12 protein-coding genes are annotated in these 18,007 nt (G+C 41.8%); 5 read left to right on the top strand and 7 right to left on the bottom strand.

The features are described 5' to 3' along the window. Positions 1-171: 171 nt before the first annotated feature. Positions 172-1,185: a porphobilinogen synthase gene (gene hemB, locus F972_RS09855; protein WP_004682770.1), complete on the top strand. Its 1,014-nt coding sequence runs from the start codon at positions 172-174 to the stop codon at positions 1,183-1,185. Between the two features lie 391 nt (positions 1,186-1,576). After that, positions 1,577-2,698 carry a glycine oxidase ThiO gene (gene thiO, locus F972_RS09860; protein ID WP_004769642.1) on the top strand — a complete coding sequence of 374 codons (1,122 nt, stop codon included), beginning with the start codon at positions 1,577-1,579 and terminating at the stop codon, positions 2,696-2,698. On the opposite strand, the gene F972_RS09865 is transcribed toward thiO, so the two are convergent. Both F972_RS09865 and F972_RS09870 read right to left on the bottom strand, forming a co-directional pair. Then, complete coding sequence (locus tag F972_RS09865) at positions 2,684-3,589, bottom strand: TIGR01777 family oxidoreductase (protein ID WP_004757410.1); 906 nt, start codon at positions 3,587-3,589, stop codon at positions 2,684-2,686. The two genes, thiO and F972_RS09865, sit on opposite strands and share 15 nt — an antisense overlap. Positions 3,590-3,664: 75 nt before the next feature. After that, positions 3,665-4,111, bottom strand: coding sequence for an ABZJ_00895 family protein (locus F972_RS09870; protein WP_004769643.1), 447 nt, complete (start codon positions 4,109-4,111; stop codon positions 3,665-3,667). A 390-nt stretch (positions 4,112-4,501) separates the two neighbouring features. Here F972_RS09870 and F972_RS09875 point away from each other — a divergent pair, with 390 nt between their 5' ends. Further along, positions 4,502-5,155 (top strand): hypothetical protein, encoded by a 654-nt coding sequence (locus F972_RS09875; RefSeq protein WP_004761774.1) that lies wholly within the window; start codon positions 4,502-4,504, stop codon positions 5,153-5,155. Positions 5,156-5,213: 58 nt separating this feature from the next. Here the strand turns inward: F972_RS09875 and F972_RS09880 are convergent, their stop codons facing one another. Genes F972_RS09880 through F972_RS09900 form a run of 5 tightly spaced genes read right to left on the bottom strand, consistent with a single transcriptional unit; the run spans position 5,214 to position 12,863 of the window. Beyond that, the gene (locus F972_RS09880; RefSeq protein WP_004682775.1) at positions 5,214-5,996 is read right to left on the bottom strand and encodes a crotonase/enoyl-CoA hydratase family protein; all 783 of its coding nucleotides are present in this window, start codon (positions 5,994-5,996) and stop codon (positions 5,214-5,216) included. A gap of 12 nt (positions 5,997-6,008) precedes the next feature. Next, the gene (locus F972_RS09885) at positions 6,009-7,223 is read right to left on the bottom strand and encodes a Wadjet anti-phage system protein JetD domain-containing protein (protein WP_004757407.1); all 1,215 of its coding nucleotides are present in this window, start codon (positions 7,221-7,223) and stop codon (positions 6,009-6,011) included. After that, complete coding sequence (locus F972_RS09890; protein WP_004769645.1) at positions 7,216-10,593, bottom strand: ATP-binding protein; 3,378 nt, start codon at positions 10,591-10,593, stop codon at positions 7,216-7,218. The genes F972_RS09885 and F972_RS09890 overlap by 8 nt, the downstream gene beginning before the upstream one ends. Beyond that, complete coding sequence (locus F972_RS09895; RefSeq protein ID WP_004769647.1) at positions 10,593-11,384, bottom strand: DUF4194 domain-containing protein; 792 nt, start codon at positions 11,382-11,384, stop codon at positions 10,593-10,595. The genes F972_RS09890 and F972_RS09895 overlap by 1 nt, the downstream gene beginning before the upstream one ends. A 12-nt stretch (positions 11,385-11,396) precedes the next feature. Beyond that, entirely contained in the window at positions 11,397-12,863 is a 1,467-nt protein-coding gene (locus tag F972_RS09900; protein WP_004769649.1) for a DUF3375 domain-containing protein, read from the bottom strand. A gap of 211 nt (positions 12,864-13,074) precedes the next feature. Here F972_RS09900 and F972_RS09905 point away from each other — a divergent pair, with 211 nt between their 5' ends. Continuing rightward, the gene (locus F972_RS09905) at positions 13,075-14,325 is read left to right on the top strand and encodes an exonuclease SbcCD subunit D C-terminal domain-containing protein (protein ID WP_004682780.1); all 1,251 of its coding nucleotides are present in this window, start codon (positions 13,075-13,077) and stop codon (positions 14,323-14,325) included. Between the two features lie 9 nt (positions 14,326-14,334). Further along, positions 14,335-17,931 carry an SbcC/MukB-like Walker B domain-containing protein gene (locus F972_RS09910; RefSeq protein ID WP_004769651.1) on the top strand — a complete coding sequence of 1,199 codons (3,597 nt, stop codon included), beginning with the start codon at positions 14,335-14,337 and terminating at the stop codon, positions 17,929-17,931. Positions 17,932-18,007: the final 76 nt, after the last annotated feature.

Consider the following 18,007-nt stretch of genomic DNA (forward strand, 5'->3'; position numbering starts at 1 on the left):
ACGCTGCCAACATCCAAAGGAACGATAAACATCCCACTATTTTGTACAAATCTAAAATTATGGGGCTACAATAGCGAGGTTCTTTCATTGGTTCAGGCTGCCAAGCTCTCCCCAGCATGCCTTAAATGAGCCAATTATTTCTATAGTGTAATACTGAACATCGAGATTGTTATGACTTATACGTTCAATCGTCCAGCTTTCCCTGCGACTCGCATGCGCCGTATCCGTAAAAATGACCAGCTCCGTGCCATGGTCAGCGAAACACAACTCACAGCTAATCACTTGATTTATCCAGTATTTGTACTACCGGGCCAACAACAAAGCCAGGATATTCCAAGCATGCCAAATGTGCAGCGCCTGTCTGCCGATTTATTGCTCAAAAAGGCGGAAAGCCTGCTGGAACTTGGCGTATCAAAACTTGCCCTATTCCCCGTAACACCACAACAAGATAAAAGTTTAATGGCGGAAGCGGCCTGGCATGAAGATGGTCTGGTTCAAAACACCTGCCGCCTGCTTAAAAAAGAATTGCCTGAAATGGTGCTGATCACCGATGGCGCACTTGATCCATACACCACACATGGTCAGGACGGTATTATTGATAATACAGGCTATGTACTGAATGATGAAACGGTGGAATGCCTAATCAAACAGGCATTGAGCCATGCCGCAGCAGGCGCAGATGTGGTCGCGCCAAGTGACATGATGGATGGCCGTATTGGTGCGATTCGTCAGGCACTTGAGCAAAATGGTTTTATTTATACCAATATCATGGCGTATTCAGCCAAATATGCATCCAGCTTTTATGGCCCATTCCGTGATGCAGTCGGTTCAGCCAGCAACCTCAAAGGGGGCAATAAATATAACTACCAGATGGATATAGGCAACCGTGCAGAAGCCCTGCATGAAATCGCCCTTGATATTCAGGAGGGTGCGGACATGGTGATTGTAAAGCCTGGTATGCCATATCTGGATATTGTGCGTGAAGTCAAAGATACCTTTGGTGTCCCAACCTTTATCTATCAAGTCAGTGGTGAATATGCGATGCTTGCTGGCGCAATTCAAAATGGCTGGTTATCGGACAGTGTGATTTTAGAGTCCTTAATGTGCTGCCGTCGTGCAGGTGCCGATGGGATCTGGACGTATTTTGCTGAAGAAGCAGCACGTAAACTGAAAGAGATGAAATAATTATTGCTAGTTCAATATAAGAACTTATGTTGAAACTGGATACACGGAAACGTCATCCACAATTGTTCGAGACAGGACGACACTAAAAGAATGCCGTTTCTGCGACCCATTCAACAAGCTGATGGTAGTCAACGAGTTTTGTGGTGAGCTGCGATTATAGCAGCGCAAGATGCCTTTCTTGCGAAGCGTTGCTTCTCATTTGGGCGAAACCAAAGTAAGTCCAGCCTGAGCAAGCCAAAGCGACTAAAGCTTTGGTGAAGCGCAAGACGAAGTGGCTTATCCTGAAATATAATGAGAACTCGGCAAGACTCCGCCATGCATATCATTACTAGTAATTCTAAAATAGTTTAAATTAAGCTGAAATTAAACTATGACTTTGGTTTAGATTTTTATGCATATTGCCATCATTGGTGCAGGCATTAGTGGCTTAATGACTGCACTGGAGCTTGCTGAACAAGGCTGCTCAGTTGATATTTTTGATCAGCAACACGCTGGTCAGGCTGCTTCGTGGGCGGGTGGCGGTATCCTCTCCCCCATGTATCCGTGGCGATATGCGCCCGAGGTCAACCAACTCGCGCAATATGGCAAATCGCTGTATCAAATGTGGAATGAAAAACTGCTGCCGATCACAGGCATTGATTTTCAAATCCACGATACAGGCATGCTGATTTTTGACCGAGAAGATTTCGACATAGGGTTAAGTTACGCAGCCCAATTCAATGAACCGATGCAGCAATGCGACCTGCTCAATCGCAAGCAACTTGAACGGGTTAATCCGCATATTTCAGCACAATTCCAGCAAGCGATTTATTTTCCACAGCTCTCCAATGTACGTAATCCCCGTCTATTACAATCGCTGATTGGCTATTTAAAACAGCATTCTTCAGTGCGTTTTTTTGAACATTGCCCGATTGAACAACTGATCATTCAAAATAAAAAGGTACAAGGTGTACACACCGAAGATGGCAGAAACTTTAGTGCAGATCATGTTGTGATGAGTTGTGGTGCCTGGAGCCAGCATTGGTCGGAACAGGTTCAACGAAAAATCTCGGTGCATCCTGTACAAGGTCAAATGCTACTGTTTAAAACGCCTGAAAACTGGTTGCCCACCATGTGTATGAATCGGGTGATGTATCTGATTCCACGTCAAGATGGTCACATTGTTTGCGGTTCAAGCATGGCAGATTGTGGCTTTAGCACCAAAGTGGATGAACAAACACAACAAGATATTTTAACAGCCTGTCTGGAAATGGTGCCTAAGCTGGAACAGTTCCCAATTGTGCAACGCTGGGCTGGGCTACGTCCTAGCTCTCCTCATGGCATTCCGTATATTGGCGCAATGCCTGAAATAGAAAACCTATGGGCCAATTTTGGACATTTCCGTAACGGACTGTGTATGGGAGCAGGTTCAGCACGTTTACTTCGCCAGTTAATGCTAGGACAAGAAACCCTTGTTTCGCCAATCGCCTATTCACCAGAACGCTTAAAAAAACAGGATTTAATCTCTTCCTAAAATTTCGCTCAAGGCCGATTTCAGGTCGGGATACTGAAACTGGAAACCTTGGTCCAGCAATGCTTTCGGTTTTACATACTGACCATTTAAAATCAACTGGGATTGCTCACCCAAAGCCAGTTCAAAGACACATTTCGGCATTCGAATAAAAGGCCTACGTTTTAAAACCTGCCCTGCGACCTGAACAAATTTTTGCTGATTGGATTGCTCAGGCGCAACCAGATTATAAACCTGTTGCTTATTGTTCGATTGCAGCAGAAAAACCATTGCATTAAGTACATCCTGAATATGAATCCAGACAATTGGCTGCCGTCCTGAACCAATCTTGCCTACCGCATTTAAGCGAATGGGGAACAGCATTTGCGGTAAAATACCCCCATTTCCAAACACAACGCCTAACCGAATAATTTTGGTATTTTGCTGACTAAATTCCAGTGCAGTTTGTTCCCAAGCCTGACAAAGCTCAGACATAAAAATGGTTTGTGGTGGTGTGTTTTCATCACAGATGGTCGTCCACTGTTCCTGCGGATCAATGCCATAATAGCCAATCGCTGAACCTGAAAGAATGCATTGTGGGAAAATCTGCTTTTGTTCTAACCATTCATACAGTCTTTGGGTCATAGAGACACGACTTTCAATGAGTTGTTGCTTCCTCTGTTCCGTCCAGCGTTTTTGCCCAATATTTTCTCCAGCTAGATTGATCACATAATCAATCTTTTGGGAGCTCATCTGTTCAAAGTCATTTACCCAAGTTAAATCTGGATGATCAGAAACTTTATTCTTTTGCCGAGTGAGCGCAATGACCTTGTATTGCCTTTCCAATAAAAATGGCAATAGATGGGAACCTATAAAACCACTGGCGCCCGTGACCAGGACGGTTAATTTTTGCATCACACAACCTTTATAAAATGATATGCATCCTAGTCTTGGCAAAATTGGCATGAATTACAAGTGAAGTTTTTTATCCTAATTAACCATCTTGTTTGCCATTCTTTGTGCTTGTGGTCCATAAAACCAGTAAGTAATTAAAAATAAGGGTAAGGCAATCACCAACCACATGGCTAAAACAGCAAGTAAAAATTGCGGCTGCTTTAAATAGAGTAAGAAATTCTGCCAGATTTCAGGGTCTTTACGCGCAAACATAAATAAACCAAGTAATAAACCACAAATGTTATATCCCCAAAAAATCAGGGTAAATCCCAAAGTCAGGCGTTTCTTTTCCTGCGCAGTTGGGGCGCGGCGCTGTTGCTTTAAAAACCTGAATAAGACAAAAATAATCGCGATTAAATAAGGAACAGCGGTAAGCACACCACCAATACTATTGGGTAGAATTGCTGCCAATACCCCAGCAATCAAAGTTGAAACCAGACAAATAATAAAAAACCAAATATAGTACAAACGCAATGAAATCATTAACATAAACCTAGCTAGAGCGGTTTCGAGAAATAATTATAATTTTTTTTCACTTTTTTTTCATTTTTATGTCAACCAATCCTCAACTATCACCGTTATATAGGGTATTAGGTCGCAGCAACCGATTGGACATTGCACGGCATCCGCAACGTTTTCGGTGACCTTTCATTATGACTCTCCAATCTTTGTCTGTGCTTTTGTTAGCAGCCAAAATGCAGATTAAGATTTTGACCGACGATTCCTCATCACTCGAATCGTCGGTTTTATTTTTTTAGATAGCCTTAAAATATTTAAGATCATCATTTCATTAATATTTAAGAAATGAATATGAATGTAAAATGTCAGTGTTATACTAAAATTTCATAAAATTAAAATAGTTAAGTTTTAAAAATGAAATGTCCAAACTGTCAAACAGAAGTGGCAAACGACAATATCAATATTCAAAGTGATATGGGAAAATGCCAGGCATGCAATCACCTGTTTCGTGTTTCAGAACATTTCGACATGCCTGCATTTGCATTTGACCTGAACCAGCCTCCTAAAGGGGCCTGGTATAAAAACAATATGCAGGAAATTAGGCTTGGGGCAACGCTAAGAAGTCCAATCGCGTTCTTTCTTGTGCCATTTATGCTGATTTGGTCAGGTGGGTCATTGGGTGGTATTTATGGTACTCAAATCGCAAAGCAGCAGTTCAGCCTTTTACAAAGCCTATTTGGGATTCCATTTCTGCTTGGCACATTATTTTTTGGATTCATTACCCTGATGATGACATTCGGCAAAGTGGAACTAAGCATTGACCGTCAAGGAGGACGTGTTTTTACAGGCATTGGAAAAATAGGAAAATCCAAATCTTTCCAATGGCATGAAGTGACCAGAATCCGTGAGAATTATGTCGCCAACTCATCCAATAAACAACAAGCTCAAATTGTCATTGAGGCAAATCAGCCTATCACATTTGGTCTTGGACTCGCTCCAGAAAGACACCACTACTTATTTCATGCATTGAAAAGAATACAATCACAATATAAACCTGAGCGAAGATAAACCGATTTAAAATTATTCACCGACACTCCCTCATGGCATGAATTGTCAATTCTGGTTTTTATTGCCCTTTAAACTGTGGCAAACGTCTCTCCAGCATGGCACGTACTCCCTCTTGTGCATCTTCTGATACAAACAGTGGTTTGAGATAACTGTCCATGTTCTGGAATGCAAAAGTCTGCCCCTGTGTCACCGCATCGGTTGCCGAAGCCAATAAGGCCTGTACAGCAAGCGGTGCAGCAATACAAATTTCTTTGGCAATTTCGATGGCACGTTGCAATTGTTTACCATTTTCAACAATCTCAGACACAAGATTCAGTTGATCAGCCGTTTTGCTATTAAAGGTCTTACCTGTTAACAAATACGGCATGGCCTTTTGCCAACCTGCCGCTTGTACAAAACGTACGGTTGCGCCTCCAAAAGGCATAATTCCGCGTAGCACTTCAAGCTGACCAAATACCGTATTTTCACTGGCAATCACCACATCAGCATTCAGCATCAACTCCACCCCAGCGGTATAACAAATCCCTTGTACTGCGACAACGACAGGCTTTGTTCTGTGCCGCCCACCAACACCCCAGGGATTAATTTGGCTTTCCCCAAAATTAAAAATGCCCTGTGGAATTTTGGGTTGTAATTCCACCAAGTCCAGACCTGCCGTGAAATGATCACCATGTGCAAAAATCACGGCGCAACGTAATTCAGGATTGTTCTCATATTCGGTTAAAGCCAGAGATAAATCCTCAATCATATGACTATCAAAGGCATTTCGTTTTGCGACCCGATCCAAACCAATCAACATCATGCGATCAATAATTTCGCGGCTTACTTTTCCTGAACTCATTTTTGTATTTCCTCATTTTTTTAATAACTTCGATTCTACTGTCAAATATAAATTTATCCAGTCATTGCTGATTCGTTCCTGTTCCAGTCGCTTATTTTTATAGCAATTCTTTCTTAAAGCATGAAACAAACTCAACTCTTCTGCTGTTAAATATTGCGGTTCGCTAAAGACAGAATCAGGTTCATCGACCATTTTATCCTGAAATTGCAGTACTGTGGCTTCATCCATCATTAAAGGAATAACATCCGGAATTTTTTGGCGTACCATGCTCAGGATATTTAAACCCTCTGAATCCAGATCACCCCAGTAATAAACTTTTTTATGTTGTAGCCAAGCCGCATCCAGCCATTTGATATTTTTACCGCCGCCACAGACCACGATACTGTTTTCCAACATAGGTAAGGCTAAACCTGACTGAATATTTTCAACCACAATAATATGTTGGGCAGGCAATTCAAATTCTGTCAATACATCAGTCGAAAGCTGAAAGACTGGAAATCCACCCAATGATTGTTGCACTTTGGCACATAAGGGTTTGATCATTAGCCAGCCTTTAGGATGATCCAGACAATTAAGCCAACTGAGTAATCCCCCTGTTGCTTGTATTTCGCCTTGATGCAAGACATCACAAATAGCTTCCACAAAAATCAGATTTTTTTCTAAAAATTTGGTATCGACATGCTGTAAAGGCAATGCTCTTAAATAATGCCCTGCGCCCATATTTGCTTTAAGCTGGGCAATCAAGTGGATCAGTAATTGCCAATCATGTTCAGGGTATTGTTCAATCTGTTCTAAATATTCAATTAATGTAGAAAATAGTGCATATTCTATATGTGGCTCTACAAATAGCTGTTGCAACAGAAAGGAAATTTTGTCTGAAATTTTTTTAAATCGCTGTTGCTGTCCTAACAACTCCACCATGACATCCAATGTAGGAATGACCAGTTTGACAGGGACATGCTGTGTTGCCAACTGTTTAAATTGACGTTGTTGCCATTCCACCAGATCAGGATAGGCAAAATTTTTCCATGTCTTAAAAAATGTATGGAAATGATCCATATCTGCAAATGCCTGCTGACCTGTCGGGGCTTTGAGTGAAAGTACAATCGGGAATGGACGTTGATGGCGCAAACGTTGTTTTAAATGCCGTGGATGATCCCATTCTTTCTTGCGTAACTGAGCGATGGCATCATCAGGCAAAATTCCCCATGCTACTGTTTTAGCCATGAAGCTCAATTCCAAGTTGCTGCGCCTCGATGGCTATGGTCTGTTTGCGTTGCTGCATCCGTTCATCAATCTCTTGCCATGTGACTTCACATAAATGGCTTTCATGTTGGTCAATATCACGTTCAGCAATCAGTAATGATCGGGCAGATTCACGTGCCAGATTCAGGTTTTTATAGGGTGTAATCAGATTGATATGTATTTTGAGTGCCTTAAATACTTTTAGCACACGGCGACTGACGGCTTCGGCGGTATTGGAAAAAGCTTCATCTAAAAATACAGTGCTATAAATCGGGTAATCATAACCATCAGGTGTCAATACATAAGCTAAACTTGCTGCGACAATCGTACCTGCAAAGGATTCTTTTTCACCGCCTGATTTTCCACTAGAGGATTCCAACACATCCCTTATTTCACTTGTTTGCGCATCCACTTCTTCGGCATGGAATGACATTTGATAACGAGGATCAAGCAAACGTAAACTTTCCTGATTATTGGCAGTTGCCGAGCTACTGGCTCTGTCCAAAATCGCCATTAACTCCGCCAAGTGTTTAAAACGACGTTCATATTCTTCACTATTCACGCCAGATAAAACCTGTTTTAAACGTTGTTCGAAATCGTGTACATGTGGATATTTTTCTTTCTTATAGCCCAGTCTTAAATAGCTGCCGAGCTTAAATTCCGTGCGTTGTAATACCTGATTAATCATGTCAATTCGGTCAATGATTTCTTCCCGATTTGCATTCAATTTATCCTGAATCACACTTAAAGACTGAGCGGTGTGTTTATGCAAACGTTGCTGGAATTGCTCAACCAGATTCGGCAAACCCTCCTGCTGTAATTCCTGCAAATAGGCAACATAATCCTCTAAAGCAGCCAGCCCTGTCGCCCATTCTCGTTGTAAGGGAATATGTGCCCATTTATCTTTACTACGGAATGACACCATAATGCCATTGGCGGTATTGCTAACTGTAGTTTTTTGGTCATTTGCCTGACCAATTAAACGCTCAAGTTTTCGTTCGACTTCTGCCTGCAACGCATCATCTAGTTGTTTAATTTCACCAATCCGTTGTTTCAATAACTGTCGGGCATCATCACTGATTCCCTGCTCGGCTGCTTGTTGTGCTTTTTGCTGTTTTAACTGGGTATCACCATGTTGCTGTTCTAACTGACCTCGGATTTTTTGTAATTCGCCTTTTTGTAGGCCAATCTGTTTGAGTTCATTTTTTGCATCTTCCCAACGCTGGCGAGCCTGTTCAGCATCAGAATCTGCCTGCTGTAAACGCTGCAAGTCCTGTTGGGTTTGTTGCTGACGTTGTTGCCAATACGGTAAATTAATAGTATCCCATTGATAACGCTGCAATCTTTCCCACATGCCTTTTTGCTGATTCACATTATTAAGTAACTGCCGAGCCTGTTCAATCTGTTGGTATAGCTGTTTAAGCTGTTGTTCTAACTGACTATATTCATGTTTAAGCAAGCTCAGACGAGAGGTATTGGAAAAGCCCAGACACCATGCTTTACGATCATCAACACGTTGTTGGTCTTTTTTCTCAAAGCGTCCTCGTTCTAAATGAATTAAGCCCTGTTGAGTCATGGAAAATGGCATATGATCCAGTATTTGGGTATTACTCACGCAATTTAAATCAAAACGCTGTAAATGCTGTTTTAACCAGTCACGATAGGCGTGTTCTCGCCAAAGCAATTTACCGAGAAAACCATTGTCTTTAAAGTGGACATGCTCCACCTGTTTTAGATTGACCACCTGTAAACGCACATGGGTTTTATTATTGCGTGCATTGACCCATTTGGTCACCATGGAATAACGATCCTGTGGCACAAGTAATGTGGTTTTGAGTCCACCTAATGCTCGCTCAATCGCGCCTTGCCATGCTTTTTCGTGCTCTTTAACATCAATTAATTCCCCAATAAACATCAGTTCATGTTCATCAAAAGATAAATGCTGTTTTAATTCATCACGTAAACGCAATAAATGCACATCATGAATATTACTATCGGGTCTGGCTTCAATTTCCTGAATATCTTCCTGAATATCTTTGAGCTGTTGTTGGGTTTGTGCGTATTTTCCACTGATTTCAGCAAATTCATCCTGACGTTGCTTGGTATCCTGTTCAGTATTGACCAATTTTTCAGTCGCAATACCCTGATTTTCCAGCAAAGCATGCTCGGTTAAATCATCCGCAAGTTGTAACTGTCGGGCATCGTCCTGATAACGAGATGCTTCTATAACCAGACTTTTGAGTTTATCTGTAATAAAACCCAGTTCTTTGTGCAGATTTTCAATCTGATGACCACCCAACTGTAAATATTCCTCATGACGACGTTCCTGCCGTGTCTCTGCATCCTGTTCCAGTTGTTCAATCTGCTGAAATTGTTGTTTGAGTTGTAGCAATTCCTGTTCAAGCTGCTGTAACTTTTCAGTCCATAATGCGGCAAATAATTCACCAAAATAAGCAGCAATCGATTGTTTTTCCAAATGAAGCTGCGCTAAACGCTGCGTCAATTCGGCAATTTGTTCAGCACATTGTGGCAAACGCTCTAAATGCTCCACCTGTTCACGCGTATCCACCAGATGCTTATAATTGGCTTCTAAATCAGCAAATTCATTCACCGCCGTTTGTGCAGTTTCTCGTAAATTACTCGGCTCTAACACCAATTCCCGAATCAGCTTGGTTAAATCATCAATTTTCTTTAAACCCAATGCTCGGGAAAGTAATGCAGGTGCATTCTGATTGTCCATAAATAAATATTTACGGTACATATCCTGATAGCTTTTAAAATCACTTTCAAAATAATGAATACGCTGATCTGTCTTGGGATTAAAATGCTGTTTCAGTTGGCGTGTATTACCATCGGCAAAAATCTCTAATACTTCAGTCAGTAACACATTGCGACTGGCTATCATATATAAACGATTGACATCACTGAGTGAATTTTTGCCTTGTCCAAGCCAAAACAAGCCAATCAGGGTAATCTGAGAACCATCCTCTGCAATATACAAGGCTCGTAGTGCCGTGGTTACAGCTTTTTCTCGTTTACTTTTGACTTTGGTAGTGGAACCATCATGTTCAGAGCCGTAACTGCCACGCATATAGGTCACTAAAGAACGATCTGAACGGTCACCCTGTGCGGCTGCTACGTTAAAACTGGCTTTGCTGGCAGGTTGTAACAATGCCATCAGTCCATCAATAAAGGTAGATTTACCAGCACCATTGTCACCTGTAATCAACGTCCCTTCAGGATCAATTCGGGCTGTATGTAAATTATGGAATGAGCCCCAGTTAAACACGGAAATCTCAGCCAGACGAATTTGTCCCTGAGCAAATAAAGTATCCAAAGTCATTTCTTGCATTATACCTTTCCTTTATTCTGCTCGCATTGATGCATAGCTGCTTTATCTGCCAGTTGCTCATATTCGGTCAATAAACTTTGTAGAAATTCAGCATTGACCACATAACGGATAATCGGTGTAATTTCATAACGCCCATCCTCACCTCGTATTACACTGAGAATTTTCTTTTCACTGAATTTATCTAGTGTGCCACTTAGTTTTTTACGGTCTTTACTGTCATGATTGGTAATCGGAATAAAAGGGGTCAAACTTGCCTGAATTCGTTCCAGATCAATAATAATTTTTTGCTCACCTGCGGTTTCCCGCTCCTGATAATATTTCCGTAAAATGAGTAATACCAAAGTGTCATATAAGGTTAAGGTACGCTTTCGAATCAGCGTAGGGAAATCATCCGATAATGCTGTATCGTCATTTTCATCATTGATGTTTTCAGTATTAATAATATACGCCACGCCCTGTTTGGCATCCAAAACCAGTTGAATATATACTTCGGCAAGATGCTGGCGAATCACTGTTTCATAACGACATAACACATCAAACAGTTTTAGATTTTCAGCTGCCAGAATCGTTCCCTGTCGCATCAAATAGACCAAAACCCGTCTGGCTTCATGCGGCATACTAGATAGTTCATCACTTAGCTGTAAATCGTTCTCCATCTCTTGATCTGCTTCAACTTCTATCAGTTCATCTTCGACTTCGACTTCGGCGATGCGCTGCGGTTGAATATCATGATTTTCGTCTGATGTTGGGCGACGCACCCTATCAAAAAAACTGCTCTCTTGTGGTTGCATGTCTGTACACTCTTATAATGCCAATTCATCTAAATTTTCAGGGAATAATTCTGCACTTAAATAATAGGTCGGGATACGGGCTTGTAGATTCACGCCATGTTGATCCTGAAATTGAATCTGCTCATTTTGTTCTGTTAATTGCGGCGCTTTAATGGCTTTGGCAATTCGTAAGTATGCCACCAATTCCTCCAGACCTGCCTGTAATGGATGTTCTTGGGTTAAATGTGCAATACTCATAACCCCTTTTTTCAGCAATGTATGGCGTGCTTTCTCAGCAACCTCTCGTACCTGTACACTGTCCAGATAGTGCAGCATTTGATTACTCGGTTCTTTACGATTTTGTTGTTGCTGTACGCCACGTGTATCCATGTGTTCATTCGGACTTTTCAAAGCAAAATTTTCAGGTGAGCTGATCTGAACCGAACCGACTGCCAAATACACCTGCATTTCGGTTTTTAAATCGCACTGCTGTTCCAGTGTTAAATTCACTGCCTGTTTTTCCAGTTGCGATAGCAAACGCTCGATCATACGATTTTCCAGTGCAGCTCCACTTTCAATATATGCCCGCAATCCCTCTTCAGTACGGCGACGCACCTGAAATACCCGACCACTTTCCCGCGCCAGTTCACGCATGAGCTGTCCTAGATATTTCTTTTGTGCTTCACTAAGTTGCTGTGCTACAGGGTGATTGAGAATACTGCGTAGTTGTTCCCGAAACTCAGTGGAACGATCCTGATCCTGTAATAATTGACAGAAACCATCAAAAGCACTGCCAGCATCGCTCTTGGCAAGTAATTGCTCTTTTTGCATCAATGCCAGTAACACTTCACCTCGTGAAGCGTTGCGCTCAATCATATCAATTCTTAACTCTTTATCTAACTGACGAATTTCATCTTCAACTCGCCTAAAATCACCTGTTAAAATAGAAGCCAGTTGATAAATTTCCCGAATCCGTTCCCGTTGTTCCGCTTCATTGAGCTGCGTCACCACCCCTGCATGCAAGTCATCAATTTCTTGTTGAATCTGGGCTTTCTTTTGTTCTAATAAGTTGACACGATCATCAATACTGTCGCTAATGGCAACCACGAAATCCCGTACTGCATCCTGTACAATTCTCAAATGTGAGGCAGTAGTACTGCTATGACGCTCGTCTAGATTGCGACAAAAACGCAATACTGTTTCACTGGCATCAGTCTTGCTGAGCATGTCATCCATTTCACGCAACCAGCCTGCCTTAATCCAGCTATTTAAATAATAGGCTGCATTATTTTCGGTTTGCCACAATCCCTGTTCGCGACTATATTTAATAAATTCATCCAGTAAGCTTCGGGCACGACCATAGGGAACTTCGGTTTCTTCGACAAATAAATCGGCAATAAATGCTAAAATGTGTGGCGCATTTTCTGCTCTTAATAATTTCCAGACTGGACTTTCATGATATAAACGGCGGTAAGTTGCCTGTATCCCCTGAATATTCATATTTTCTCATACATCATGAATATAAAAACTTATCATATCAATAATTCAGTCAACTCTATAGTTAACTGAATAAACTCAACGACTCAAGATGTCGTAGTTATAAAAAATACATTTTTAAGCATCACTTTTATCTTTAACCATTCTTTTGCAAATTGTCATGTACAATTTTATGCTACCTTATTCCCATACAAAAATAGGGATTTTCTATTTCATGACCGTGCGTTTTTTTCATACGTCTGACTGGCATTTGGGGCAATTCTTTTATAATCATTCCCGCCATTATGAACATGAACAATTTCTGACATGGTTACTTGAACAAATCAAACAGAAACAACCGCATGCCTTGCTGATTGCAGGCGATATTTTTGATGTGATCAATCCAAGTTCTCAGGCACAAAAACAACTGTATCAATTCCTCGCCGATGCGCATGAACGCGCACCGCACATGCAAACACTGATGATCGCAGGCAATCACGATTCAGGCTATCGAATTGAACAGGTTGAGCCATTATTAGCGAAATATAATGCCAAAACGGTTGGGGTGATTCGCCCGAATAAAGAAAATAATTTAGATTTAGATCGTTTAATTTTGCCAATCTACGATGAACAAAAAGAGGTTGTCGCGTGGTGTATTGCCCTGCCTTTCTTACGCTCTGCAGAGATAACAGGCTTTAATGAACATACCACTAATAGTCAAAATGCCATTGCCTACTTACATCAACAACTCATTGCCGAAGCCAAATGCCGCAAAACAGATGATCAGGCCCTAATCCTGATGTCACATGCCCATATGCAAGGGGGGGAAACTTCAGATTCAGAACGGCCAATTATTATTGGCAATGAAGAGGCACTTTCGACCAGCCTGTTTGATGACAGCATTGATTATGTGGCGCTGGGACATCTACATAAACCGCAGAAAGTTGGGCAAGATCATATTCGGTATAGCGGTTCCCCAATTCCCTTGTCCTTTAGTGAAATCAACTATAAGCACCAAGTGGTTGAAGTCACGATTGACTCGACCAAACCAGAAAATAAGCTGGATTTTGAAGCATTGGCCATCCCACGAAGTATTCAACTGCATAAAATTAAAGATGAACTCACAGCGGTTATGCAGCAGCTTAAAAACCTACCCAGTGGCCCTATCGAAAATATTGACCATCGAGAATATGTCGATATCGAATATCATACGGCGATTCCTCCACAGCCGAATTTGCGCCAACAATTTGAAGATGCCTTGCCAAAGGATCGCTACCGTCTGGTGCGTATTTCCAGACAATATTTATCGAATGAAAATAATGCTGAAAACAAGCAGAGCATTAGCCTAGAGCCACCCACACCAGAAAAATTATTCCAGCAGATCTGGGAGAAAAAGGGCTATCACGCCGATGATGAAGTCACCAAAGATTTCTTAAGTCTAGTCAATGAAGCACAAAAAAAACTTGAAGATGATCAAAGTTCTTAAGGACATGCCATGAAAATTTTATCGATTCGACTAAAAAATCTGGCATCTCTTGCAGGTGAGCATTTTATTGATTTTGAATGTGATCCTTTAGCCAATGCAGGCTTGATCGCGATTATCGGCAAAACTGGTGCAGGCAAATCCACCATTTTAGATGCCATGTGTCTGGCCCTGTTTAATAAAATTCCTCGCCTTAAAGAAAGTGACGGCAAGCTTCTGGACGTGGATGGTTCTGAACTGCTGACCAACTCTCCCCTGACCGTTTTACGTCGCGGTACAGGACACGGCTTTGCTGAACTGTGTTTTGTGGCACAAGACCAAAAACATTATCAGGCGCGTTGGGAAATTAAGCGTGCCCGTGAAAATGCCAGTGGTAAATTGCAAAGTGTACAGCGCTCGCTCAAATGTCTGACCGATGGTGTGGTGGTTGCAGATAAAAGTAAAGCCGTTGAAAGCCATATCCAGCAAATTACCCAACTCAGTTTTGAACAATTCACTCGTGCCGTTTTACTGGCACAATCGGAAGTGACCGCATTTTTAAAGGCGCGTGATACTGAACGAGGCGAATTGCTGGAATACCTGACCAACTCAAGTATCTTTGCCAAAATTGGACAACTGGCGTTTGAAAAAACCCGTGAAATGACCAACCAGCGCAAACAACTGGAAAATGTTTTAGGTCATATTGAAATCCGTTCCGAGGAAGAAATTGCAGCCATACAAGTGCAATTCCAACAGACACAACAACAGGTCCAGCAGCTTGAAACCGAGCGGACTCAACTCAAGCAACAACAGCAATGGTTTGAACAACAACAAAAGCTAGAAAGTGAAATCACCATCAAACAGCGGCAGCATGAAACGCAACTCAATGCCCATACTGCCCTCGCAACAGATCGCCAGTTGCTTGAACAATTGGACATCTTTTCTGACATTCGCCCTGTTGTGTTTCAACAGCAGAAAATCCAAAAAACACTGCAACAACTTGAGCCGCAGCTTCAACAAAAACAGCAACATTTTAGTCGTTTAACCACAGAATTTGAGCAGGAAAAAGTCTGCTATATGCAAGCGGAAACGGCGCTGCAACAATTTCAAAATTTTGAGCTACAACATCAAGATGAGTTGAGTCAGCTACGTAAATACGTTCAGGAACGTGACTATATTGCCGAAGATTATAAAAAAACCAAAAGCAGACTGACGCACATCGAAACCCAGCAACAACCTTTGCTACAACAGCAGCAACAGCTTGAGCAGAACCTCCAGAATATAGGCACACAACAGACCTGCTGCCTTGAGCAATTACAGCAAAGTGCCCACTTCTCAACTTTGGATAAGGGCCTGCATGCCCATGTGCAACAATTAGAGCAGTTTATTCAGCATTATCAAAAAGTTGAAAATACGCTGGGAAATATTCAACAGGCCCAAAGCAAACTTGAGCAAGATAAAAGCCAACTTGATCAATTAATCTCGCAATTTGGTACAACACAGCAGATTGATCGCACCCTTGAGCAGAAACAGACACAGAAAGAGCAAGTGTTGATTCAGCTAAATCAACTGGATGTGATTCAACAAAAACTACAACATCATTTTCAATTAAAAAATGAAGTCTCAGAGCTGCAACACAAATTAAACACCATACAAGTCCAGTATCAACAGCTCGAGCAAAATACTCAAAAAGCAGAAAGTGAATTTCAGGCAGCAAAAACCGAGCGGGAAAAATTACAGCACATCTTGCAACAGCAACGCTTACTCCATGCCGAGAATATTGAACATTTACGTGCTGAACTGAAACAAGGTGAAGCTTGTCTGGTCTGTGGCAGTACTGAACACCCCTATCGTGAGGATGAAAGTCCTGTTTCGAAAGCCTTATATGCATTACAGCAACAGCAGGAACAACAGGCATTACGGCAAGAGCAACAATGCTTCCAGCTTTGGCAGACTACACAGCAACAATTCACCCAGCTTCAATCTGAGCAAAAACAGCGCCAAACCACCTTGCAACAAACTCAGGAAAAATTAAATACTCAACAGCAAGAGTTACAGCAATATTTGACTCAAACGCATATTCAACTCGATTTTAATTTAGCGCAACACGAGCTTGAGACAGAATTACATCACTTAAGCGCTCAATCTACACAAGCGAAACAACAAATTGATCAGGAATTACAACAGCTCAGCCATGCCAGCAAACAGCAGCTTCATTTAAACCAGTCTATCCAGAACACGGCCTATCAACTGGAAACAGTACAGCAGTTACAACAACAGATTCAGCATATTGTGGATTGCCTGGATTCACATGAGAAAACACTTTGGCTGGAACAACCATTAGTACAATCAAAACAGATTGTGCAGCGTTTAAAGCAACGCCTACAACAGCTTGATCATGCGGACGGACTAGGTAAACAGCAACAGCACAGCACACAACAACTCAATTTATTAATATCAAATCTCAATGCTTTGAGCACGCAACATACTGAGCTAAATCAGCAGTTGCAGGACATTGCGAAAAAGGGTCAACAAAATAGTGAGGATGCCAATCAACTCATTCTGGCCATGGCAGGTTCAACAGAACTCAAAGCCAATGAATGGTTGCATCAACATGATCAACAACGCCAGCAACTGCAGCATCAATATCAGCAGCTAAAACAGAATTTCGAACAGGCACGACAAAGCTTTGAGCAACACAAAAATGAACTAGAGCAACTCAAAGCACAGCACCAGCACAACCAACAAACATTCACGCAATGCACAACAGAAATCGGTGCATGGTTGACGCAGCACAGAGATTTTGAAGAGCAGCAACTCAGTCAATTGCTAGTCATTTCTTCAACGCAGGAACAGCAAATCCGCTTAACGCTACAAGATGCGGATCGTGTCTTGAGTGAAGCCGCCTATGCGCTTAAAACCGCGCAACAGCTATTCAATGAACACCAGCAACAGCAACCTGAGATCCAACATGAACAACTGACCGAAATGATTCAATTAAATCAGGACAAACTGCAACAGCAGCTTGAACAACGAGATCAATATAAAGTTCAGCTTGAATTGCATCAGCAAAACCTTGCCAAGCAAAAACAGTTTGCAGATCAAATTCAACAGATACAACAGCAGGAATACCGCTGGAATAAAATTTCCAGTTTGATTGGCGATTCTAAGGGCAAAGATTTCCGTGATTTAGCCCAGCAATATAATCTGGATATTTTGCTGGAATATGCCAATCAGCAATTGGCGATGCTGTCACAGCGTTATACGCTCAAACGTCTGGACAATTCACTCAGTCTTGCCATTATTGACCATGATATGGATGGCGAAACCCGTTCAGTTGCTTCTCTTTCTGGTGGGGAATCTTTCCTCACTGCCCTTGCAATTTCACTGGCAATTGCCAATATGGCCTCAGGTTCCATGAAAATCGAATCACTATTTATTGATGAGGGTTTTGGGACGCTGGATGCATCTTCGTTGCATATGGTGATGAATGCGCTGGATCAATTACAAAGCCAAGGGCGTAAAGTCATTTTAATTTCACATATTCAGGAAATGCATGAACGGATTCCTGTGCAGATTCAGGTGCAGCCGATGGGTTCTGGTTCAAGTCGGATTGAAGTAGTGGGTTAATATGCAGTAACCCAACGCTTCATTTAAAAACTGGCAAACCCAACTTGGCATTTTGTTTGCTTAGCTTAAGTTGTTA

This window comes from Acinetobacter sp. CIP 102529 (assembly GCF_000368325.1).
Lineage (GTDB): Bacteria > Pseudomonadota > Gammaproteobacteria > Pseudomonadales > Moraxellaceae > Acinetobacter > Acinetobacter parvus.